12 protein-coding genes are annotated in these 24,511 nt (G+C 73.9%); 4 read left to right on the top strand and 8 right to left on the bottom strand.

Annotated elements, in window-relative coordinates:
• Positions 1-298: 298 nt before the first annotated feature.
• A complete protein-coding gene (locus O7612_RS13055; RefSeq protein WP_282273481.1) occupies positions 299-1,765 on the top strand; it encodes an arabinofuranosidase catalytic domain-containing protein in 1,467 nt (488 codons plus the stop codon).
• A gap of 21 nt (positions 1,766-1,786) precedes the next feature.
• Entirely contained in the window at positions 1,787-3,616 is a 1,830-nt protein-coding gene (locus O7612_RS13050) for an alpha-galactosidase (protein ID WP_282273479.1), read from the top strand.
• A gap of 119 nt (positions 3,617-3,735) precedes the next feature.
• Here the strand turns inward: O7612_RS13050 and O7612_RS13045 are convergent, their stop codons facing one another.
• On the bottom strand, positions 3,736-5,061 hold the full coding sequence (locus O7612_RS13045) for a PHB depolymerase family esterase (RefSeq protein ID WP_282273477.1): 1,326 nt from the start codon (positions 5,059-5,061) through the stop codon (positions 3,736-3,738).
• 181 nt (positions 5,062-5,242) lie between these two features.
• Positions 5,243-6,640 (bottom strand): endo-1,4-beta-xylanase, encoded by a 1,398-nt coding sequence (locus O7612_RS13040; protein WP_282273476.1) that lies wholly within the window; start codon positions 6,638-6,640, stop codon positions 5,243-5,245.
• A 551-nt stretch (positions 6,641-7,191) separates the two neighbouring features.
• Here O7612_RS13040 and O7612_RS13035 point away from each other — a divergent pair.
• Entirely contained in the window at positions 7,192-8,280 is a 1,089-nt protein-coding gene (locus tag O7612_RS13035) for an SRPBCC family protein (RefSeq protein ID WP_282273473.1), read from the top strand.
• A 129-nt stretch (positions 8,281-8,409) separates the two neighbouring features.
• Here O7612_RS13035 and O7612_RS13030 read toward each other — a convergent pair whose 3' ends face one another.
• Positions 8,410-9,462 (bottom strand): LacI family DNA-binding transcriptional regulator, encoded by a 1,053-nt coding sequence (locus O7612_RS13030; RefSeq protein ID WP_282273471.1) that lies wholly within the window; start codon positions 9,460-9,462, stop codon positions 8,410-8,412.
• Between the two features lie 587 nt (positions 9,463-10,049).
• Here O7612_RS13030 and O7612_RS13025 point away from each other — a divergent pair.
• Entirely contained in the window at positions 10,050-12,128 is a 2,079-nt protein-coding gene (locus O7612_RS13025; protein ID WP_282273469.1) for a cellulase family glycosylhydrolase, read from the top strand.
• 143 nt (positions 12,129-12,271) lie between these two features.
• On the opposite strand, the gene O7612_RS13020 is transcribed toward O7612_RS13025, so the two are convergent.
• From O7612_RS13020 to O7612_RS13000, 5 genes are read right to left on the bottom strand one after another with little or no spacing between them, the layout of a single operon-like run.
• A complete protein-coding gene (locus O7612_RS13020) occupies positions 12,272-14,227 on the bottom strand; it encodes a hypothetical protein (RefSeq protein WP_282273467.1) in 1,956 nt (651 codons plus the stop codon).
• Positions 14,224-17,733 (bottom strand): DUF5682 family protein, encoded by a 3,510-nt coding sequence (locus O7612_RS13015; protein ID WP_282273465.1) that lies wholly within the window; start codon positions 17,731-17,733, stop codon positions 14,224-14,226. Before O7612_RS13015 ends, O7612_RS13020 begins: the two co-directional genes overlap by 4 nt.
• A complete protein-coding gene (locus O7612_RS13010; RefSeq protein WP_282273464.1) occupies positions 17,717-18,880 on the bottom strand; it encodes an AAA family ATPase in 1,164 nt (387 codons plus the stop codon). Before O7612_RS13010 ends, O7612_RS13015 begins: the two co-directional genes overlap by 17 nt.
• Positions 18,877-23,631, bottom strand: a complete 4,755-nt coding sequence (locus tag O7612_RS13005) for a hypothetical protein (RefSeq protein ID WP_282273462.1) — start codon at positions 23,629-23,631, stop codon at positions 18,877-18,879. Before O7612_RS13005 ends, O7612_RS13010 begins: the two co-directional genes overlap by 4 nt.
• Entirely contained in the window at positions 23,628-24,503 is an 876-nt protein-coding gene (locus O7612_RS13000) for a DUF4132 domain-containing protein (RefSeq protein ID WP_282273460.1), read from the bottom strand. The genes O7612_RS13005 and O7612_RS13000 overlap by 4 nt, the downstream gene beginning before the upstream one ends.
• Between the last annotated feature and the right edge of the window lie 8 nt (positions 24,504-24,511).

The following is a 24,511-nucleotide window of genomic DNA, read 5'->3' as shown; positions in this document are numbered from 1 at the left end:
CGGCATCGGCGTACCTCTATAGACATCAATCAGTGTTAACGTTAACGTAACTGACGACTGTCAATTCCTGCACTACCAGCCGGCCGCGAGACGCCCCGCCCCCACCGTTCGGGACCGCCCGGCCACCGGCTCGGCACCACCCGGCCGCCGCCGTCTCCCGGCGGGGCCGGGCCGGTGGCACCGGGCCGGCACGGGCCACCGGCGACCACCGCGCTCCCCGTTCCCCGGCAGGTCCACCACGCAGCGGGAACCCGCCGTCCGGGAACCCGTCGCACCGACCACACCCCCAGGAGAACCCGTGCGACCGACCCGACTCCTACGGCGGCGACCAGTGCTGGTCGCCACCGCCACCACCCTGCTGCTCGTCAGCGCCGCCACCGTCCAGACCGGAGCGTCCGCGGCCGCCGCCGGATGCCAGGTCGACTACGCCGTCAGCTCGTCCTGGCAGGGTGGCTTCGGCGCCACCGTCACCATCACCAACCTCGGCGACCCGGTGAGCGGCTGGCGACTGACCTGGAACTACTCCGCCGGCCAGACCGTCACCCAACTGTGGAACGGCAGCTACACCCAGGCCGGTGCCCAGGTCACCGTCACCAATGCCAGCTACAACGGGGTGATCCCCACCAACGGCACCACCAGCTTCGGCTTCAACGGCTCCTGGACCGGCAGCAACCCCGCCCCCACGTCGTTCAGCCTGAACGGCACCACCTGCACCGGCGGGGTGAACCCCACCACCGGACCACCGCCCACCACACCGCCACCCACCACCCCACCACCCACCACGCCGCCGCCGACCACGCCGCCGCCCGGAACCAGCCAGCCGTGCGACATCTACGCCGCCGGAGGGACCGCCTGCATCGCGGCGCACAGCACCACCCGGGCGCTCTACGCCGCCTACAACGGCCCGCTTTACCAGGTGCGGCGGTCCTCGGACAACACCACCCGCAACATCGGGGTGCTGTCGCCCGGCGGGCGGGCCAACGCCGCCAGCCAGGACAGCTTCTGCGCGAACACGAACTGCGTCATCACGATCATCTTCGACCAGTCCGGACGCGGCAACAACCTGGGCTACCAGGGGCCCGGCGGCGTCGGGGGCGCCGTCCAACCGGCGGCCGCGAACAAGGAGTCGGTCACCGTCGGCGGCGACCGGGTCTACTCGCTCTACATCCCCGGCCGGAGCAGCTACTGGCGCGACGGTCACCTGACCGGGGTGCCGACCGGGGCCGCCCCCGAGGGCATGTACATGGTCACCAGCGGCACCCACGTCAACAGCGGCTGCTGCTTCGACTACGGCAACAGCGAGACCACCCGCCGGGCCGACGGCGCGGGCGCGATGGACGCGATCTACTTCGGCACCAGTTGCTGGTTCGGCGGCTGCTCCGGCTCCGGCCCATGGGTGCAGGCCGACCTGGAGTATGGCCTCTACCCCGGCGGCAGCAGCTCGTGGAACCCCAACCAGCGGGCGTTCCCGCACAAGTTCGTCACCGCCACCCTGAAGAACAACGGCACCTCCCGCTTCGCCATCAAGGGCAGCAACGCCCAGTCCGGCAGCCTCTACACCCTCTACGACGGGTCGCTGCCGCGCGGGTACAGCCCGATGCGCAAGCAGGGCGCGATCATCCTGGGCAGCGGCGGGGACTGCTGCATCGACAACACCAACCAGAGCGTCGGCACGTTCTACGAGGGCGCGATGGTCGCCGGCTACCCGTCGGACGCGACCGAGAACGCGGTCCAGGCGAACATCACCGCCGCCGGCTACCGCTGACCCGATGACCGAGGAGGCCACATGCACCACCGTGTCATCCACCCCGCGACCCGACGGGCGGCCGTCCTGCTCGCCGCCGTCCTCCTGCTCATGACGGGCCTGGTCGGCACCCCGGCCCCGCAACCGGCGCAGGCGTGGGACAACGGCGTCGCCGACACCCCGCCGATGGGCTGGAACAGCTACGACTCGTTCAACTGGAGTGTCACCGAGGCCGACGTCCGGGCCAACGCCGACTACATGGGCGCGAACCTGCGCCAGTACGGCTGGCAGTACATCGTCGTCGACTGGGCCTGGTACTTCCCCGGACGGCACAACGGAAGCCCCAACCAGGACGCCAACCTGCAACCCCGGCTCCGGATGGACGCCAACGGGCGACTGCTGCCCGACACCACCCGCTTCCCGTCGGCGGCCGGCGACAACGGGTTCAAGCCGCTGGCCGACCACGTGCACGCCCAGGGGCTGAAGTTCGGCGTCCACCTGATGCGGGGCATCCCCCGGCAGGCGGTCGCGGACAACGTGCCGATCCTGGGCACCTCCTGCCGGGCCAACCAGATCGACGCCGGCAACAGCGCGGCCTGGCTCAACCTGATGTGGGGCCTGGACATGACCAACCCCTGTGCGCAGGCGTACCTCGACTCGGTGTTCCAGCTGCTGGCCTCGTGGGGCGTCGACTTCGTGAAGGTCGACGACATCGCCGCGCCGACGTACCGCCAGGCGGAGGTCGACGGGTACCGCACGGCGATCCAGCGCAGCGGACGGCCGATGGTGTTGAGCCTGTCGCCGGGTGCCACGCCGCTGTCCGCCGGGCCGCACGTGCAGACCAACGCGCACATGTGGCGGATCGTCAACGACCTGTGGGACAACTGGTCGTCGGTGGACGCCCTGTTCGACCAGTTGCGCAACTGGACGCCGTACCGCAGGGCGGGCGCCTGGCCCGATCCGGACATGATCCCGATCGGCCGGCTGTCGAAGTACGGCCCGGTCGGCTCGCCGCGGTACTCCAACCTCAGCGCGGACGAGCAGCGCACCCTGATGTCGCTGTGGGTGATCAACCGGGCGCCGCTGATGTGGGGCGGCAACCTGGTGGAGAACCGGGCGGCGGAGCTGGCGTTGATGACCAACAGCGCGGTGCTGGCGGTCGACCAGCACAGCGCCAACAACCGGCAACTCACCGGCGGCACCCGGCAGGTGTGGGTAGCCGACGTGCCGGACAGCACGGACCGGTACGTCGCGCTGTTCAACCGCGAGGGTGCGGCGGCCACCGTGTCGGTGAACCTCGCCGACCTGGGCATCGGCTCGGCCACCGCGACGGACCTCTGGTCCGGCGCGGCCCTGGGCACCTCGACCGGGACGTTCAGCCGCTCACTGCCCGCCCACGGCGCCGGGCTCTACCGGCTGACGCCACAGACCACCACCCCGACCCCGACGACCGCCACGCTGACCGCCCGGCACAGCGCCAAGCTGCTGGACGTCAGCAACGCCGCCACGACCGACGGCGCGAACGTCGTGCAGTGGGCCGCCAACGGTCAGGCCAACCAGCGGTGGCGGTTCGCCGAGGTCGGTGGCGGCTGGTCCACGGTGGTGAGTGTCAACAGTGGAAAGTGCCTCGACGTCTACGGCGGCGCCGGCACGACCACGGACGGCGCCCGGGTGGTCCAGTGGACCTGCAACGGGGGCACCAACCAGCAGTGGCGGCTCCAGGACATCGGGGACGGGCAGGTGCAACTGGTCGCCCGGCACAGCGGCAAGTGCCTCGCCGTGCTCAACGCCGGGCTGACCGACGGGGTGCAGGCGGTGCAGTGGACCTGCGGAACCGGCACGAACCAGCAGTGGCGGCGTACCCCGGTGTGACACGGCGCGGCGGTGTCCGCAGAAAGGATGGGGCGCAGGGCCGGGTTCACTCCCCGGCCCTGCGCCCTGGTCGCTCCCGGTGCCGTCGGGTCACCCGGAAGCCGGCTGGAGCAGGTCGTTCAGCTGGCGGTGCAGGTCGGGGTCATCCCCGCACCACTGCCACTGCCCTGGAAACCGAACTCGGTGGACTGACCGGCACCGAGCTGACCGTTGTAGTCCACATTCGTGAACCGCACCGTCCCGGAACTACCACTGGCCGTCGCCGACCACGTCCCGGTCACACTCGCCCCACCGGGCAACGTCACACCCACCGTCCAACCCCGCGTACCCGCCGAACCAGCGGTCACCTTCACCGTGGCCACGAAACCACCCGTCCACGAGTTCAACGACACCGACGCCGAACACCCACCGGTGGCGGGCGGAGTCGTCGGCGGCGGCGTGGTCGGGTTCGGCGGAGTCGTCGGCGGCGGGGTGGTCGGGTTCGGCGGGGTCGTGGTCGGGTTCGGCGGCGGGGTGGTGGGGCTCGCGCCGTCGAAGCCGAAGAAGCGGACGGCCTGGGCGGCGTCGAACGGGATGGAGTGGCCGTAGCCCTGGAAGCTGATCGCCTCCACCGGCGGCGTGCCACCGGTTCCGCCGTACCGGGTCCGGGTGGCGCTGGTCTGCGGGTAGTCGGTGGAGCTGGGGGTCTGCGACACACCGAGCACGTTGGTCCACTGCTTGATCTGCTCGCCGAAGTTGACGTAGCTCAGCGTGGTGTCCGTGGTGCCGTGCCAGATCTGCATCCGGGGGCGCTGGCCGGTGTAGCCGGGGTAGGCGTTGCGCACCAGGTCGCCCCACTGCTGCGGGGTCCTGACGATCCGACCGCCGGAGCAGTCGCTGTTCCACTCCGAGCCGTTCGTGGTGGCGAAGCAGGCGAACGGCACGCCGGACGAGCTCACCCCGGCGTTGAACACGTCCGGGTAGAGGCCGGCCATCACGTTGGTCATCATGGCCCCGGACGAGAATCCGATGACCCCGATCCGGCCCGCGTCGACCGGGTAGCGGCCCCGGACGTAATCGATCATGGACTTGAGGCCGACCGGGTCACTGCCGCCGCCGCGCCGCAGCGCCTGCGGCGAGGAGACGTCCCAGCACTTGCTGCTCCGGGTCACCGACGGGTAGATCACGATGTAGCCGTAGCGGTCGGCGAGCGAGCTGAGCCCGTAGCCGGAGTGCAGCGCCGGGCCGCTGCCGGTGCAGTAGTGCAGGGCGAGGAGCAGCGCCGGCCGGGCGGCCACCCGGTCCGGGACGTACAGGTGCATCTGAAGGTTGGTGGGGTTGGTGCCGAAGTTGGTCACCTGGGTGAGCGACGCAGCCGAGGCCGGCGGAGCGACCGTGACCACGGCCGTCATCGTCGCCAGGGCGGTCGCCAGCGCGGCGGCCAGCAGGGTCATTCGTGATCTCATCGACGGTTCCTCTGTCGGGAGTCGTGGTCGGCGGCCGACGGTGCCGGACCCGGCCCGACCCCGCCGACAGCGGTCCCGGTCCGGCCGACGATGGTCCGGCCGATGAACGTCGAGCCGGTCGGATGGCCGTATGGACCGTCGGCCCGACCCGGGGACAACCGGGTCGGGCCGACGGCGGAACTCAGCTGGCGGTGCAGGTCGGGGTCATCCCCGCACCACTGCCACTGCCCTGGAAACCGAACTCGGTGGACTGACCGGCACCGAGCTGACCGTTGTAGTCCACATTCGTGAACCGCACCGTCCCGGAACTACCACTGGCCGTCGCCGACCACGTCCCGGTCACACTCGCCCCACCGGGCAACGTCACACCCACCGTCCAACCCCGCGTACCCGCCGAACCAGCGGTCACCTTCACCGTGGCCACGAAACCACCCGTCCACGAGTTCAACGACACCGACGCCGAACACCCGGCCCCACCCGGAGGCGGCGTGGTCGTCGGGTTCGGCGGCGTGGTGGTCGGGTTGGGCGGCGTGGTCGTCGGGTTCGGCGGCGTCGTCGTCGGGTTCGGGATGCCGGTGCCCGCGTTGAGGGCGTCGAGGACGGAGTTGTACGCCGCCTTCTTGTTGCCGTTGCAGTCGAACAGCAGGGCGTTGTCGGAGCCACGCCACGAGTCGCAGTCCCGCACCCCCCACACGGTGATGCCGGTGCACCGCGAGATGGCCATGCAGGACCGGGTGACCGTGCCGAAGATGTTGGCCTGGTTACCGCCGGTCATCACGTCCAGCTCGGTGATCTGGACGTCCACGCCGAGGTCGGCGAAGCGCTTCAGGTTGGCCTGGTAGTCACCCGGGATCGTGGTACCCAGGTGCGACTGGAAACCGACGCAGTCGATCGGCACACCCCGGGACTTGAAGTCCCGCACCATGTTGTAGACACCGGTCGACTTCGCGTTCACACCGTCGGTGTTGTAGTCGTTGTAGCACAGCTTCGCACCCGGGTCGGCGGCGCGGGCGGCCCGGAACGCCGCCTCGATCCAGTCGTTGCCCGTGCGCTGCAGGTTGGAGTCACGACGCCCACCACTACCGCCATCGGCGAACGCCTCGTTCACCACGTCCCAGGCATAGATCTTGCCCCGGAAGTGGGTCGCCACCTGCGTGACGTGGTTGATCATCGCGCTGCGCAGCGCGCTGCCCGACATGCCCTGCGCCCAGCCCGGCTCCTGCTGGTGCCAGAGCAGGGCGTGCCCGCGCACGCTCATGCCGTTGGCCTGGGCGTGGCTGACGATACGGTCGCCGCCGGTGTAGCTGAACCGACCCTGCTGCGGCTCGGTGGCGTCCCACTTCATCTCGTTCTCGGCCACGATCGAGTTGAACTCGCGGTTGAGAATGGTCGTGTAGGTGCTGTTGGACAGCTTGCCGGTCGCGACCGCCGCGCCGAAGTAGCGGCCCTTCTCGGCCGCCGCCGCCCGCAGGGTCGTGCCGGCGCTGGCGGCGGGGGCCAGCGCCAACGTCATCCCGACGGTGAGTGCGCCGGCGACGGCGAGGGTCGCCGTCGCTAGCAGGGCTCTCTTGGGTCTCATGTCGCATCCTTTGCAATGTGGGTGCAGCGGTGGTGGGGTACCTGATTCCGCTTCCGGCGGTGGGCCGCACCGGCCGACGCGGCTCGCCGCGCGGCCGACGACCGGAGAGGTCGGCGAAGGCGTCGCCGCGGTCCATCGGAGCCGGCGACGCCGGTCACCTCGACACCGGGGTCGGTACCCGGGTCGACGAGAGGATCGCCCGACCGGGGGGACAACGGAGCGCCGCCCGAGAAGGGAGCCATGATCCTCCTTCACCGAGGAAACCGGGCCGGCCCTCGACGAAGCTGTCCGACCCCACGCGTACGGGGTCGGCCACACCGTCACCGGCATCTGCTGATGGGAATCCTGACCCGACGTCCCGCATGCCCTGGGGGGACGTCGTGATCCGAGGTTCGACCAGCACGGCTCGCCCGGTGAGCCACAGGTGCTGTTGTCCTCGACATCGACTGTGAGCGATAACATGTCATTCGTCAAGTCGTAACGAAGTGCGGCAGACCGATCCGGTGCACCACCGGCGTCGGTACGGCGTCCGGGCCGTAGAGTCTCTCGCCGTGATCGAGATCGGCACACAGATCGACCTGCTCCACCCCGCAGACCGGGTCTGGCGTGCGGTAACCGACCCGGGACTGCTCGGCCGGTGGTTCGCCGACGCCGAGGCGCTCCCCGGCGGACCGGACCGGTGGCGGCTACGGACGGCCGGGCTTTCCGGTTTCGACACCGACACCGATATCGAGGGCGTCGACCGGCGGGTGCCGGAACTGCTCGTCGTACGGTGCCGCGAGGGTGCCCGGGACAGCCTGCTGACCTGCGCCGTCACCCCCACCGAGGCGGGCTGCCGGATCCTGGTCCGGGAGACCGTGGAGCATGGCGACTGGCCCGCCGAGCAGGGCACCCGCCGCGAGGAGTGCTACCGGCAGGCGCTGGCCGGACGCCTGCCGGCACTGCTCGACTGGCTGGCCTTCCGGGAGGTCGACCTGCGGCGGGACAGCGCCGCGCCGACCGCCGTGCTGCCGGTGGTCCTGATGGCCGACGTCAGCCGACCGCCCTACCGTCGCCGCCGGACCACCGCGACGGTCGTCGGGCTGGGCGTGGTCACCCTGGCCCTCGGGCTGGCCGGGTGGGTCCTGTCACGGGGAGAACCGCCCGCCGACCGGGGGGCGGCCCCGGTGAACCCGGTGCCCGGATCCACCGCCCCACCCGGTCCCGCCCGGTCCACCGCGACGGTGCGCCCGACGCCGACCCCGACGCCGAGCGGCAGCGCCCGGCCGAGCCGGACCCCGTCGGCGACGCCGTCGCGTCGTACCCCCTCCCCGACCCCCACCGCCCCCGGGACACCGGACGCCCGCTACGAGACCGTGTCGACCCGGCTGTTCGGCTACACCGCCGAGGTGGTGGTGGCCAATCCGGACGGAACCCCGACCTCCGACTGGACGGTGCGGGTCACCCTGCCCCGGGGCAGTTCGGCCGCCGAGGTGAGCGGGGCCGACTGGCGGCAGGACGGCCAGACGGTCACCTTCACCGGGCCGGCCGTGCCGGCGGGCGGATCGCAGGTCATCCGGTTCGACGTCCGTACCGCCGATCCTGTCACCAAGGCCCCGGCGGGCTGCACGGTCGACGAACGCCCCTGCGCCGGCCTGTGAGCCGGCGCGCGAGGGCTCGGCGACCCACCGGTCGCGCAGTGATGCAGCGACCCACCGGTCGCGCCACGGTGCGGCGACCCACCGGTCGCGCGGGGGTACGGCGGGTGGGCCGGTGCGCGGCCCGCCCCGTCACCGCGCCGGCGGCGCGGTGCTCTCCCGGACGGTGAGGGTGGTCGCCAGCTCCAGGCGGACCTGGCTGGTGCGTTCCCCCCGCCCGAGGGCGAGGGCCAGCTCGGTGGCGGTGGACGCCATCTCCATCAACGGCTGGTGCACGGTGGTCAGCGCGGGATCCACCAGGGTGGCCATCGGCAGATCGTCGAAGCCCACCACGCTGAGGTCGGTGGGAATCCGCAGTCCCACCTCGCGGGCCGCCTGGTAGACCCCGAGGGCCTGGAGGTCGTTGCAGGCGAAGATCGCCGTCGGAGGGTCCGGGCGGCGCAGCAGGCCCAGCGCCGCCGCCCGGCCGTCGGCGTGGTTGAGGCCGGTGTGCACGACCAGATCGGACTCCACCGGCAGACCGGCCGCGTCGAGGGCGGACCGGTGCCCGTCCAGCCGGGCGCGGCAGCACAGGACGTGTTCGGGGCCGCCGATCATCGCGATCCGCCGGTGGCCGAGCTCGATCAGGTGCCGGGTGGCCGAACGACCGCCGGCCCAGTTCGTCGCGCCGACGAACGGCACGTCCTCGGGCAGCTCGACGGTGGGGTCGAAGACCACGACCGGGATGCCCCGGGCGCGGAGCTGTTGGCGCTGCTCGGTATCCAGTTGGGCCACCATGACCAGGCAGTCCGGCCGGCGGGCGAGGGTGTCCTCGATCCAGTACCGGATCGCGTTGCGCTGCGGCCCAAACTCCGTCAGCACGACGCCGACCCGTTGTTGCCGGGCCGCCCGCTCGACGCCCCGGATGATCTCCAGGCCCCACATGTCCGCGATCCGGTCGAAGACCAGCTCCATCATGTTGCTGCGGGTGACCGGTGCGGTCCTGCGGTAGCCGTGGTGGTTGATGGCGGCCTCGACCCTCGCCCGGGTGTCCGCGGCGACGCCGGACCGGCCGTTGATCACCTTCGACACGGTGGGAATCGACACGCCGGCCGACGCGGCGATCGCCGCGATCGTCACCGGCCTGCTGGGGTCGGCGAGCGAGGCCAGGTCACCACCCGGCTTGCCCGTGTCGACGTGCCTCAACCCGGCCTCCTCCACTGTGGCGGCGGCCGACGGCCGCGCCGGCTCCGCCACGCGACCGGGCCGCCGGCACCGTTCAGGAATCCCAGGATAACCCCGGCCGCCGCCGGCTCCGGTCCCGGCCGAACGCCGCGGATCCCGGAAATTTTCCGACACCATGTCGATGCCGGCCGGGCATCGCCGCTGAGAATCCCGTCAGCCACGCCAGGATCAGCGCTGGATCGACACCAGCGGAGGTGACCCGACGGCGAGAAGCACCTCCATTGACGCTGGTCGACCGAAACTTGTAGGGTCGGCGACGGAAACTTTCCGGGTCTAAACCCCGATCGTTTCCAAGCCGGAGCCTCGCCCCGCATCGCGGACGCCCTGGGCAGCGTCCGCACCCGCCACGTCCCCGACCGGGCCGCCAACCGTCCGCACCCGTCCGCGCAGCCCGTCCGGGCTGCACCGACAGCGCGGCGGTGGCCCGACCTGATCAGTCGGCGCCGCACCCGCCAGGGCGGCCCGGTCGGTGAGACGTGCGACGACCCCCACCCACCGGCACCACCATGGCGAGGAGTTCCCTGATGACTTCGCACAACATCCGAAGAATGCGACAGCGGGCCGGCCTGCTCGCCGGCACGCTCGCCGCGCTGCTGCTGGCGGGCCTGATGGTCGCCGGCAACGCGCAGGCCGCCGCCGGCTGCCGGGTGACGTACGCCGTGCCCTCGCAGTGGCAGGGCGGCTTCACCGCCGACGTCAAGATCACCAACCTCGGCGACCCGCTCGCCGGGTGGACCCTGGCCTGGACCTTCCCGGCCGGCCAGCGGGTCACCCAGGCCTGGAACGCGACCGTCGCCGCCACCGGCGACCAGGCCACCGCCAAGAACCTGAGCTACAACGCGTCGATCGCCACCAACGGCACGGTCTCGTTCGGCTTCAACGGATCGTGGTCGGGCAGCAACCCGGCACCGACCTCGTTCTCCCTCAACGGTGTCACCTGCACCGGCGACGTGGGTGGCACCCCGACACCGACCGCCACCACCGCTCCCCCGTCGCCGACCCCGACCACCTCCCCGTCCCCGTCGCCGTCCCCCGGGGGCGACGCGATGGCCACAGTGGCCGCGATGCAGCCCGGCTGGAACCTGGGCAATACCCTCGATGCCATCCCCGACGAGACGGCGTGGGGCAATCCGCTGACCACCCAGACGCTGCTGCGCCAGGTGCGCTCGCAGGGCTACCGCAGCATCCGGATTCCGGTGACCTGGACCGACCACACCGGACCGGCTCCGGCGTACACCATCGACCCGGTCTGGTTGAACCGGGTGCGCCAGGTGGTCGACTGGTCGCTGGCCGAGGGCTTCTACGTGATGATCAACCTGCACCACGACTCCTGGCAGTGGATCAATGCGTACCCGGGTGACCGCACCACCGTGCTGAACCGGTACACGGCGCTGTGGACCCAGCTCGCCACCACCTTCCGCGACCACTCGGCCAAGCTGGTGTTCGAGAACATCAACGAGCCGCAGTTCAACGGCACCTCCGACGACGCCCAGAGCGACGAGGTGCTGCGCGAACTCCACCTGGCGTTCGTCCGCCTGGTCCGCCAGTCCGGCGGGACCAACGCCACCCGGCTGCTGGTGCTGCCCACCCTGCACACCAGCGGCGAGCAGGCCCGGATGGACGCGCTCAACACCACGATCAGCCAGCTCCGCGACCCCAACATCGCGGCGACCATCCACTTCTACGGGTACTGGCCATTCAGCGTGAACATCGCCGGCGGCACCCGCTACGACAGCAACGTCGAACAGGACCTCGTCGGCACCTTCGACCGCGCCCGTACCTCGTTCGTCGCCCGGGGCATCCCCGTGATCATCGGTGAGTGGGCGCTGCTCAGCTACGACTACACCCGGCCCGGCATCATCGAACGCGGCGAACTGCTGAAGTTCTTCGAGGCCGTCGGCTACCACGCCCGGCTGCGCAACCTCACCACGATGCTCTGGGACGCCGGATCCTTCCTCAACCGCAACACCCTGCAATGGCGGGACCAGGGCATCTTCGACCTGATGAAGGCGAGCTGGACCACCCGCTCGGCCACCGCATCCACGGATCAGGTCTACCTGCCCCGCACCGGCACCATCACCGCCAGGTCACTCACCCTGAACCTCAACGGCACCTCGTTCCAGGGTCTGCGGCAGGGCAGCACCAACCTGGTCAACGGCACCGACTACACCGTCTCCGGCACCACCCTCACCCTCACGGCGTCGGCGCTGACCCGCCTGGCCGGCAACCGCTCCCCGGGGGTCAACGCCACCATCGAGGCCCGCTTCTCGCAGGGCGTGCCGTGGCAGATCAGCATCATCTCCGCCGACAAGCCCACCCAGTCGGCGGCCACCGGCACCACCGCCTCGTTCGCCATCCCCACCCAGTTCCGTGGTGACCAGCTCGCCACCATGGAGGCCAAGTACGCCGACGGCAGCGGTGCCGGTCCGGCCAACTGGACCTCCTACAAGGAGTTCTGGACGCACTTCCAACCGGACTACAGCGCCAACACGATCCTGCTGAAGCCCGAGTTCTTCGCCGAGGTCAACGACGGCCCGGTCACCCTGACCTTCCACTTCTGGAGCGGCACGCAGATCACGTACCGCATCACGAAGTCCGGAAGCTCGGTCACCGGTAGCCCGGCCTGACCGGTCGGGGCGTCGCGGAGCGGTCTTCCGCGACGCCCCCACCACCGGTCCACCGCGAACGCCCCGACCACCCGGCCGGCCGCGACGCCACCTCGACGCCGGTCGGCCTCGTACGCCCCCCGTCGCCGGTCGGCCGCGGCCGGTCAGGGCAGCCAGGAGGCCTCGGCCAGTGCCCGCGACGCCGCCGCCTCGTAGACCGCCAGCGCCAGCCAGGACTGCGCGAACGCCTGCCCGTCGTCGTCGGTGAGCCGCCCGAAGGCGTCCCGGGGACGGGCCCGTGCGGCGTCGCCCATCGTCGTGAGCAGTTGCGCGCCGAGATCCAGCCGGGCCAGCCGCACGCGCCGCGCCACCGGGTCGGCCAGCGCCTGGACCGCCCGACCGCCCGAGACGACCCGCTCCACCTGCCGCCGCAACAGCTCCGCCGCGGGATCACCGACACGCGGACGCGACGCGGACCCGGCGAGGCCGGCGGACCCACCGCCCACCGTCCCCGGGTCGCCCGCCCTGAGCTGGCTGGAGTGCAGCCGGTCGTAGCCGAGGTCGGCGTGCCCCGCCCAGCTCTCCGGCAGGTCGAACCCCGGCCCGTCGGTGGAGGTCGACCCCACCGAGAGCGCCTGGACCGTCGCCCGCCGGGTCGGATCGAGCCGACCCACCAGCCGCAGCTCCGCCCCCACCGCGCCGGCCAGCAGCCGCAGGTTGTCCCGGTACGGCAGGACGGCGTGCTCGTCGGCGGCGGTCAGCGTCAGCACCGTCCCGTCGCCGGTCTCGACGAGGACGGCGTGCTGGTGACCGCCCAGCACCCGCACGGTCAGGAAGAGCAGGTCCGCCCCGGCCGGACGCTCCGGCACCGGCAGGGTCACCGCGTCGAAGGCCCGCCGCACCTGCTCGGGCAGGGGCTGCGTCCACAACCCGGCCAGCGGTTCGTCGGCCCAACCGGCACCGGTGGCCCGCACCGCACGTACCGCCCGGCCGGCCCCGAGCTGCCCCGACTCCGACGCGGTGCCACCGGACACCACCAGTCCGGCCCGGGTGAGCTGCCGGTGGCTGAGCCCCGACTCGCCCACCGCCACCGTCGCGTCGCCCGCGCCGACGGCCCGTCCCGCGTCCCCCGGGGCGAGATCGGCGACCGTCCACAGCCGACCGGTGCGGTCCGCCAGATAGGTGACCACGCCGGCGTACCCGGAATCCGTCACCACCGGCACCGTGCAGAGCCCGTACAGTCGCAGGCCGGCCTGCGGGTCGTAGGCCCGTCGGGCGACCCCCAGCAACGGCCCCAGGTCACCGGCCGGGGGCGCGGCCCCGCGCAGCCGACGTGACACCGCCAGCAGCTCGCGCAGATCGTCGGTCAGCTCGGCGAGCCGGTGGTGCGGCTCGGCCTCCCGGGCGGCCCGCAGTCCCGCCGCGACCCGGGTGCCGGACGCGGCGGCACGGTACAGACCGTTGGCCCTGGCCTCGTGCACGGCCCGCAACAGGGCGGTCCGCAGCACCACCCCGCAGCCGACCACCCCCGCCGACAGCACCTCCACCGCCACCCGCCACAGCCCCTCGGCGGCGACCCGCTGACGGTCGGTGAGCCCGCCGTCCGACGCCGCACCGGCCGCCACCGCAGCCGTGGTGCCACCGGCCACCGCCGCCGCACCGGCGGGCGGGGCGGCGGCGGCCGGCACGCCGGGCACCGGACCGGCCACCGGGTCGACCGGACGGCCGGACGCCGGCTCGACCTGCCGGTCGGTGGCCGCGCCGCCGGGTCGGTCGGTGGCCGGCCCGTCGGTGGCCGGCTCGTCGGGTGACGTCGGCGGCCCGGCCGGGACCGCGTCGTCCACCGGGGCCAGGGCGAGCACCGCCATCCGGTGCAGGCAGTTCGGCGCGAGCAGGCAACTGCACCGGGCGTCGGCGGCGCCGCGCACCACCCCGTCGACCGCCACCAGGGTCACCGTCGTCGACTCGTCGACCCGGACGCTCACCCCGTCGGCCGTGCCGGTGACCGGCCAGCCACGGGCGCGGACGACCGCGTCGTCCACCTTCCGGCGCAGCCTCGCCGGCAGCGCGTCCAACGCCTCGGCCAGCACCGGCGCGGTCACCGCCGGAAGAGCGGTCATCGGCGCACCTGCTCGCCGACCCACCGGGCCAGCTCCAGCGGGCTCAACGCGGCGACCGGCATCCCCGCCGCCACCAGCTGGCCCGCCGCCGACACCGAGTAGCGGGGCCGACCGGCGTCGTCCAGGCTGGCGCAACCCAGCACCTGGCAGCCCGCCTCGACCAACGCCCGGGTCTCCGCCAGCAGTCCCCCCATCGGGAAGCCCTCCTCGAAGTCGCTGATCACGACCACCATCGTCCGCTGCGGCACGGTGACCAACGACCGGGCGTACCGCAACCCGGCCGCGATGTGGGTGCCACCGCCCACGCTGACCTCCAGCAGCAGGGCCAGCGGGTCGTCCACCCGGTCGGAGAGGTCGACGACCTCGGTGGAGAAGGCGACGAAGTGGGTGCTGAGCGCCGGGACGCCGGCCAGCACGCTGGCGGTCAGCGCCGACCAGATCACCGACTCCTCCATCGAACCGGAGACGTCGACGACGAGCACCAGCCGCCAGTCCACCCCCCGACGGGCCCGGGTCCGGAACACCGGCCGGTCCGGCACCAGCACGACCCGCCCCTGCGCGTCGCGGCGGATCGTGGCCAGGTTGGCCCGCAGCGTGCGGGGCAGGTCCAGCGGTCCGCCCGGCCGGGGGGTGGGACGGGGGGTGGTCAACCCGCTCAGCGCCGGGCGCAGCCGGGCGGCCAACTGCCTGGTCAGCTCCGCCACCAGGCGGGCGACCAGCGGTCGCAGCCGCGCCACCGTGGACTCCGGCAGTCCGCCCGCGAGGGTGAGCACGTCCCGGAGCAACTCGACGGACGGGCGCACCGCTGCCGGGTCGAGTTCGGCGACCGCGTCCAGCCGGCCCGCCTCGACGGCCCGCGCCAACACCTCCTCGCGCACCCCGGGACCGAACAGGACGGACAGTTCCTCCGACCACTCCCGTACGCCGGGAAACGACGCCTCCCGACCGGCCCGACCGGCCGCCTCGGCACCGGCCCCTTCGCCCCGGCCAGCGCCGTACAGTTCGTCGAGCGCGGTGGCGTAGCGGCGGGCGCGCGGCCCGACCCGGGTGGATTCCCGGCCGAGCACGAGCCGCCACCGGTCCACCGTCGAGAGCGCCCCGGCGGCCGTCCGCCGGGACGCCGGCCGCGCCCCGGCGGCGACCGCCGGCGGCTCCGGTGACGGCACCACCGCAGCGGTGGCCGGCAGGCCCTCCCGCAGCAGCGCCTCCCGACCGGCCCGGTCGGCGCGCAGCCGGACCAGCAGGGCGTCCGGATCATCGAGCACCCCGACGTCGGCCGCCTCGCCGGTCTCGTCGAGCCGTTCCCGGACCACCTCGAGCAGCCGGTCCCGGCCCGCCGGGCTGACCACGTGGAAGCCGGCGCGCAGCGCCGGTAGCCGGGCGAGGAACTCCTCGTCGGGCACCGTCTCGATCCGGTCGAGAAACCCGTCCAGCACCGCACCGCTGGCCCGCAGCAGCGGTTCGGCGACGACCAGCAGTCCGGTCAGCCGCCCCTGGAGCTGCTGCCGCCCGGTGGGCGTGGTCGCGGTGTCCCACCAGGACGCGACGAGCCGTCCGAAGGAGGCCGGTTCCCGCAGGCCGAGCAGGACCTGGACCGCTGCCCCGGCGGCGGCCATCAGCGGGGTGCCCCCGGCGGCGAGCCGGGCCAGACAGTCGGCCAGGCGCAGCCCCGCCCCGGCGGCGTCGGCCCGCTGGGCGAGCGTGGCCACCGCCTCGGCACTGGCCACGTCCTCCGCGCCGGCCAGCCCGTCGACCTGCCGGATCGCCGCGCTCTCCAGCGCCTCGACGGCCCGTCCCAGCTCACCCGGCGACATCCCGGACCCACCGGGCAGGTGGCCGAGGCGCAGCCGGTCGAGCAGCGCCAACGCGGCGACCAGCTCACCGAGGCTGCCCTCCGCCGGGGCGGTCACCGACAGCTCGGCGAGCCGGCGCGCGGCCAACCCGGTCAGGTCGCACCGCGCGGCGTCCGCCAGCCCGGTGATCATGGCGGCGACGGTCGGCCCCCCGTCGGCCCGTTCCCGCCGTCGCCGCTCCACCAGGGCACCCTCGGTGGCCTGCCCCAGGGTCACCCCGCGCAGCCCGGCCACCTCGATCGTCGCCTCGGTCCGGGGGGACCACTGCACCCGCCAGCGGCTGGTGACCGGGTCCACCCCGCCCACCCCCACGCCGCCGGCCGGCGTGGCGTAGTCGACGCCGCACACCGCGAGCCGGTGCAGCGCGATCTCCCGCCGCCGGTCCAGGGCGGACCGGAGCGGGTCCAGCCGCAGTTCCCTGGCCGGGTCACCGGCCCCGGGCAGGCGCAACCCGGTCAGCAGCTCCCGCACCGCCGGGGCCAGTCCGGAGCGGGGGGTGCCGGGGGCCAACACACCCCGCCGGTCCCCGACCAGCACCTGTTCCATCGCCCGGGCCACCGCCCGGCCCCGGCCCAGGACCTCGCCGTGGGCGAGCACGCTCTGGATCGCCTCGACCAGTTCACCCCGGCCCGGTGCCGGCAGGCCGCGCAGCCGGGCCAGGTCGAGCGCGAGCCGGACCGCCTCCCGGGCCTCGCCCGGACCGGCCGGGTGACCGGCCCGGCGGATCGCCGCGCAGACGGCCACCACGGCGTCGGTCGTCGCCGACTCGACGGACGCGGGGTCACCGTCGGCGGCGAGGACCGACTGCTGCCACTGCGGATCGCGGATGCCCGCCGGGTAGCCCGACCGGGCGTCCAGCAGCCCGAACGTGTACGGCACCAGCGAGGTCACCACCGACGACGCACCGGACGGGCCGGCCGGTGGCGGGGTCGATACGCCGGTCAGCAGCGCCGGGGCGTGGAACGCGCCGACCAGGGCGGCGACCCGGCCCCGCCCCGCCTCGGCCAGGCACCGCCGCATCCACGCCTCCCGCCGCAGGTCCAGGGGGGACGCCCCCGGCCCCCGCTCGGCGTCGGCACGCAACGCCCAGCCGACCGCGAGCGCCGCCCGGCGTACCGCCTCCGGGTCCGCGCCGGGGGCACGGGCCTCGACCGACCGGTCCCACAGGTCGTCGTCGGTACGGCCGGTGCCGGCCGCCCGCAGCGCGTCGGCGAACGACCGGCCCGGCGGCGGGGCACCGCCCGGCTCGCGCTCCCGCCAGGTCGGATCGGCCAGCGGCAGGTCACACGGGACGACCGGCACGCCGTTGCGGGCGGCCCAACGCACCGCGACCAGCTCCGGGGAGAAGTCGGCGAACGGATAGAACGCCGGTCCCCCGCCGTCGCCGAGGACCCCGGCCAGCGCCACCGGGGCGGCGGTGGCCGGGTCGGCGAGCCACGGCAGCCACTCGCCCAGCTCCGGCGGGAGTTCGAGGAGCAGCACCTCGGGGCGGAAACCGTCCAGCAGCCGGGGCAGGGCCACCGCCAGCGCGGGCGAGTGGTGCCGTACCCCGATCAGGTACGGCCGGCGGTGCCCGGCCAACGCGGTGACCGCGACCGCGGGATCGACCAGCCCCACCCCGGCCGACGGTGACGGGTCAGTCGGCGAGGACATCGCGCAGTTCCCAGAGTCGCCGCCACAGCCGCGCGCCGTCCTCGGCCCGACGCCGGACCGCGCCGTCCCAGTAGCCGAGCAGCTTGGCCCCGTCGGCGGGGTCGTCCTTGCGGACCACCCCGAGCAGGTGCCCCGGCAGCAGCGACAGCACGTCCCGGTCACCCGGGAAGTAGGCGGCCGCCAGCGCCAGCGACGACGCGACCGCCACCGCCTCGGCGGTGCTCATCACCGTGGAGGGCCGCTCCACCTCCCAGCCCTCGACCGACCGTCCCGCCCGTAGGTCCCGGAACGCGGTGACCAGGGCCTCCAACACGGCGTCGTCGACCGCGAACGGAGCGTGCACCCGGTCCAGCGTGGCGCGGGCCTGCCGCTGCACCAGGGCGACCTCCTGGGCGAGGTCGCCGATCGGGCCGACCGTCTCGAAGTTGAACCGGCGCTTGAGCGCCGCCGACATCTCCGACACCCCCCGGTCGCGCAGGTTGGCGGTCGCGATCAGCGTGAAACCGGGGGCGGCCGGCACGGTGGCCTCGGCGGTGCCGGACAGCTCGGGCACCGCGATCCGCCGGTCGGACAGGATGGACACCAGCGCGTCCTGGACCTCCGGCAGGCAGCGGGTGATCTCCTCCACCCGGGCCACCGCACCGGTGCGCATCGCGGACAGGATCGGCGACGGCACCAGCGCGGCGGCGCTCGGCCCGTGCGCAAGCAGCAGCGCGTAGTTCCAGCCGTAGCGGAGCTGGTCCTCGGTGGTGCCGGCGGTGCCCTGCACGACCAGTTCGCTGCTGCCGCAGATCGCGGCGGACAGCAGCTCCGACAGCATCGACTTCGCGGTGCCCGGTTCGCCGACGAGCAGCAGGCCACGTTCCCCGGCGAGGGTGACGACGCAGCGTTCGACAAGCGCCCGTTCCCCGACGAACTTCGCGGTGACGGTCAGCGTGCGGGGCAGGTCGTCGCGGCGGGCCTGCCGGGGCAGTTCCAGCGGGGCACCGGCGCTGCCGACGATGAAGGTGACGACCGCCCGGGGGGTCAGCCGCCAGCCCGGCGGACGGGGTCCGTCGTCGTACGCGGCGAGGAACGCCAGCTCGGTGGCATGGGCGTGCTCGGCCGGCTGGACCTGGCGGGCCGCCGGGCCGGTCGCGGTGGTCATCGGCGTCCTTCCGTAACAAGATCGTCGAAGCGGGGTGCGTCGCCGTCGCCCAGCCGTGCCCAGGCGAGCGCGAACAGCCGGGGCGCAGGGGCCACCGGGGAGACGATGCCCAGCGCGGTCACGCCGCCCTCACCCCCGATCAGCAGCGGGAGCTTCCACCGTTCCAGGGGCAGCAGCGGTGCCTTCAACGCCAGCCAGCCGCCGGGCAGGAACAGCGACCGGCCGGCCCGGGGCCGCTTCGCCACGACGACGTGCCCGGTCGCGGCCAACTCGGCGCGGGCCGCCTTGAGCCGGGCCGGCTTCCAGCCGGTCCACCGGGCGACGTTGCGGTCGGTCGGGTCGGGCAGGGCGAGCAGTTGCAGGTAGAGCGCCGCGGCGTCGGCGCCCAGCCCGAGCGTCGAGGCGACCGTCGCGACCAGTTCGGGGTCGGACCGGGTCGGGTCCTGCGCGAAGCCGTCGTCCATCGCCGGGACGACGTGCGACACCACCGCGCTGAGCTGGTCACCGAGCAGAGCGCGCAGCGCCGCCAGCAACGGCTCGTTGACCTGGTCGAGGCGGGCCCGCAGCACGGCCAGCGCCGGGTCGTCCATCCCGGACAGCCGGGACGGATACAACCGGACCTGGTGCCAGCGGGCCGTCGGCGGAACCAGCACCGGGCCGACCTCGGTGCCCGCCGGGCCGGTCGTCACCGGAAGGCCGAACGCGGCGGTGAACGCCGGGAGCTTGTTGCCGTCGAGATGGCCGACCGCGACGGTGAACCCGGGATCGGCCAGCCGCTGCCGGGCCAGGCGGGCGGCCACCGGCAACGCCGAGCGGACCGGGTCGTCGACGGCCAGGTGGTAGGCCAGCCAGGGCAGGGTCCTGGTCAGCGCGATCAGCGCGTCGTCGTCGTCCACACCGGAGTCGGGACCGGCCGGCCAGGGGCAGGTGGCCGCGTTGGCCACCCAGTGGACCACCGTCGAGGCCGGCAGCGGGCTGGTCACCTCGGCCCGGTCGAGCTGAACGATCAACGCGTCGGAGACGGGTCGACGTCGCCCGTGCCGCCGGATCCACTCCTCGACGATCAGATCCTGCCGGGGGCCGTCGACCCACAGCGTCGCCGGGTCCTCCGGCAGCAGCCGCCCGAGCAGCCCGGCGAAGGCCTGGCGACCGCGACCGCCGGTGCCCCAGAACCGGGCCGCCGCGGCGGCGGTCGCCGCGTCGGGCAACTCCAGGATGGCCCGCAGCTCGGCCGGGGTCTTCTCCCACACCAGCCGGGGCAGGCCCGCCAGCAGCAGCACCGCCTCGGCGTGGCTCATGCCCGCCGCCTCGGACAGGCTGCGTGCCCACTCGGGGTGCCACTCCAGCGGCCCGTTGGCCCGGACGAGCCGGACGAACTCGTCGAGCCGCTGCGGCGTGACGTCTCCGGTCGGCAGGATCTCCTCCTCGGTGATCCGGAAACCCGGCACCGCCGAGAACTGCCCCGTCGGCGCCCAGTCGAGCACGTCGACCTCCCGGTCGTCGGTGTCGACGGCGAGCACCAGCGACCGCCGGCCGCCCCCGGTCAGCACCTGTCCCCGGACCTGGTCGACGGGCGTGCCGCTGTCGGCGACCAGGGTGAGCCGGCGCAGCCGGCTGCCCGCGGCGAGGAGCCCGGAGCGGGCGCACACCTCCAGCAGGGTCAGCAGCGCCTCGCGTACCTCGGACAGGCAGATCGGGGCCACCGCCCGGTACATCGCGGCCGGCAGCACCCCCAGCAGGTCGAACCAGTCGAGGTCACCGTCCAGTCGACCCCGGGCGTCCGGCGTCGGGTCGGTGCCGGTGAGTGCGGCCCCCGCCCGGGAGATCAGCCGCAGCGAGCTGTCCTCCGCGCTGTAGCAGTACTGGATCAGCCCGGCGAGCCCCTCGGAGAGCAGCCGGTCGACCGCCGGCGCCCCGGCCGGGGCCGGCTCCTGCGCCGGCAGCGCGGTGGCCTGTTCGCCGTCGAGCACGGCGGCCAGCGTCCGCAGGCGCGTCACCTGCTCGGCGGCCCGGGTGACGAGCCCGGCGACCCCGGCGACGAGGGCGGGCGCGGTGAGCTGCGGAAGGTGCCGGCCGACCAGGGCGGGCACCTGGCCGGCGTCGAGACCGGCCGCCTCGGCGAGCAACGCGCCGGCCTGCGCGTCGGTGACGTCCCGCAGCGCCGCCGAACCGGCCTCGTCGCGGGGCCGCAGGAAGTGCCAGTACTCCAGGGGCGGCACCAGCCGGGTGCCGGCGGCGAAGGCCGACCGCTCGGCGCCGAGCTGGTAGCGGCCGAGCAGGAAGCCGTCCTCAGCGCAGACCAGCAGCTCACCACCGGAGCCCCGACCGTGGTGCAGCACCCCGAAGGTGGTGTCCGCGCCGGGGAACCGCACCGCCGCCGCCAGCTTCCCGCCGGGAGCCGCGCCCGCCGGCAGGGCGAAGGAGCGACCGTCGACCGCCTCGCCGGCCCAACCGCCGTCCGCGCCGCGCCGGACCCGCCAGCCGGCCAGCCCGTCCGCGCGGCCCAGCGGGCTGTCGGACGACACGACGGGGCGCAGCCAGGACGCCTCGGCGTCCAGGGGTCGCCCGTCGACCGTGCCGTCCTCGAAGAACGTCGGCCGGGAGAACCGGCCCGGCTCCCCCGTCGCCGGGTCGTACTCGCGCCAGCCCAGCGGGTGGTCGGCGGCCCGTACCCAGTAGGTGTCGCCGTCGCTGACCACCCGGCCGCCGGTCCGCTCGGCCCGGTCACCGACCCGCAGCGGACGCCGCCCCAGGGTGCGCCCCCCGCCGGGCAGCGGCAGCGACAGCCGGGGGTACGTGGTGAAGGCGTCGTCGGCGAGGGTGAAGACGTCGTCCGGGGTGCCGCTCCAGTAGGCGGCCCGGTCGCGGCCCCGGTCCCAGCAGACCAGCAGTTGCCCGTCGACGTACCGCAGGACCAGCCGCCAGCGGTAGCGGTTCTCCCCGGCCGGGATCCGCATCAGGTGCTCGTGTTCCACCCCGTCCGGCCCGGCCACCGAGACCAGGTCGCCGGTGACCAGCAGCAGGTACGGCCACTGCCCGGTGAGCTGCACGTCCACCGTGGACTCGGCGAGCCGTCCGGTGGCGGTGTCCAGGGCCGGCCAGCCGTACTCGTCGAGCAGGCCGGAGCGCAGCGTGCGGCCGAGGACCGGGCCGAGGTCGTGGTCGACGATCCGGCGTACCGCCTCGGGGTTGACGGCGAAACCGGTCGGGCAGGCGACGGTGCCGACCCGGTCGAGGTGGTGGTCGAGGGTGGGCAACCCCTGCCGTCCGACACCGTCGGCGAGGGTGTCCAGCCAGCGCCGCAGGGCGGTCCGCAGGCCGGGCACCGCGACGATCTCCGTCACCCGTGGCGTCGGGTCGTGCCGGTCGCGCGAGCCGGAGCTCAGCCGCCGCTCGACCCCCTCGACCAGGATCGCCAGGAAACGCCGGTCGGCGGCGACGGCGACCAGATCGCGCCGCCCGTCGGTCTCGTCGGCCAGCCACGAGTCCAGCCGGTGCCGGACACTGTCGCCCGGATCCGCGACGGGCACCCCCAGGGCCAGGCAGGTGTCGAGCAGGTCGAGGTCCACGGTGTCGTGGGAGCGGCAGAGCACGACCGGCACCCCGTCGGCCTTCAGCCGCCCCGCCATCCGTGCGACCAGCGCCAGCAGCCCGGGGTGTCGCTTGCGGACGTGCCACGAGCGGCGCTCCCGGTGCGCGTCGAAGCGGCTCAGCCAGCCGGCCGGTCCGTCCGGCGCGGCGGCCTCGGCGGGTACGCCGTCCGCCGGCCCGGTCAGCGCCAGGGTGGCGCCGGCGTCCTCCAGCACGCCCAGCCAGACGTCGTCGCCGCAGTGCTGCGGGGTCAGCCCGAGCAACCGGCCGCGCAGGGCGGGGTCGGTGGCGGCGAGCCGGGCCAGCGGTGCCCGGTAGGCGTTCCAGAACGCCTCCGGCGCGCGGTTGAGCGCCGGTGCGGCCAGCAGTTCGCCGAGCACCCGCTCGTCCTCGGCGGCCGGGTCGAGGCCGGCGGCGCGGGCCAGCCGGCGCAGGTCGGTGTGCATCGCCGCGTACGGGGGCAGGCCGCCCAGCGTGCGTTCCACGCACAGCCGCAGGAACATCGCGTACGCGTCGGCCGGTGCGCGTCGGGTCGCCAGGTCCCGGGCGTGGCCGGAGAGCGCCTTCGCGGTCAGCGCCCCGGCCAGCGCGAACTCGAGGAAGACGGCGTGCTGGCGGTCCTCGTCGATGGTGAGCCCATAGGCGCGTTCGGCGTCCCGGGCCTTGCCGAACATGCTCGCCGCGTACGTCACGCTGTCGGCGGCGAGGAACGCCCGCCCGGCCTCCTCGTAGAACGTCGGCAGGAAGTGCGGCACCGAGCGGGCGAGCCGCTCGCCGAGGGCGTTGAAGCCGTCCTTCGCCGGGCCGATCCGGGACTTCGCCGTCCGGGCCAGCCGCTCGATCTCCTTGACCAGGGCCAGGGCGTGGTGCCCGTTGGCCGGGTCGTGGACCAGCGCCCACGCCGGGAAGCCGAGCGCCTGCTGGCGGACCACGCCGACCGGGGTCACCCGGTCCGGCCGGGCGAAGCCCAGGAACTCCATGGACAGGTCCTCGGCCTCGCCCAGGGTGTCGATGACCAGCCGGACCACCGTCCGGCCGGCGAGGGCCGGGTGGTCGTAGCGGCGGGCGGTCAGGGTGGCGGCGGTGTCGTCCTTGGCCACCACCGTGCCGGCGGGCAGCACCGCTCCCGCCTCCAGCAGGTCCATCGTGTCGGCGCTCACTGGCCATCCTCCTCTTGTGCTGCCACGACCCGGCCGGCGTACAGCGCGGCGGCCATCCGGGTTCCTTCCGACCAGGCCACCGGGCCGACCGCGCCCAGCGGCAGGGCGGTGCCGTGCCGGTCGGTGAAGACGAGGTCACCGGTCTCGGTCTCGAAGTACGGGTCATCGGCGCCGACCCACGACCGGGCCTCGACGGTGCGGCCGTCCTCGACGATCCGGCACACCGCGTTGCCGCCGCGCACCGGGTAGCCGAGCTTCGTCGCGCGGGCCGTCAGGTGGCGGAGCTGGTCGTACCGGCCGCCGGAGTACTCGCCGCACCGGGTGGCCGTCGGGTCGACGTCCGGTCCCCGGACCCAGGTCTGCCGGAAGAGCTGGTCGACGGACTGGCGGACCTGGAGTTCGGCGGCGAACTCCCGCAGGTCGTCGAGGTCGTCGAGGGTGACCGGGTGGGGGATGACGATCCGTCGGGCGGTCCGCCGGACGGTGTCGCCGTCGAGGTCGACCAGCCCGACCTGGCCGTCGCCCGCGTCGCGGAGCAGACCCACCCCGTCCGGATCCCGGTGGCCGTCGTCGTCGAGCACCGCGACGACGAGGTCGGTCAGCGCGGTGCGCCACGCCTCGTCCGGCCACACCTCGGTCAGCACCGACACCGGCACCGGCAGCGAGCGCACCATCCAGCGTTCGATGTCCGTGCGGCACTGGGCCTCGTGCCGGGTCAGCCACTCGGTGAGCTGACGCAGCCCGAGCACGGTCGGATCGTCGCGTAAGGACGCCGGTACGGAGCGGAGTTCCCGACCCTTGGCGTTCCGCGCCACGACATCACCGTCACGGAGAGCGACCTGGTAGCCACCCGGCACCGCCGACCATCCCATGTGGACAT

It is taken from the genome of Micromonospora sp. WMMD987 (assembly GCF_029581435.1).
Classification (GTDB): domain Bacteria; phylum Actinomycetota; class Actinomycetes; order Mycobacteriales; family Micromonosporaceae; genus Micromonospora; species Micromonospora rifamycinica.
This window is presented reverse-complemented; position numbering and strand designations above follow the sequence as displayed.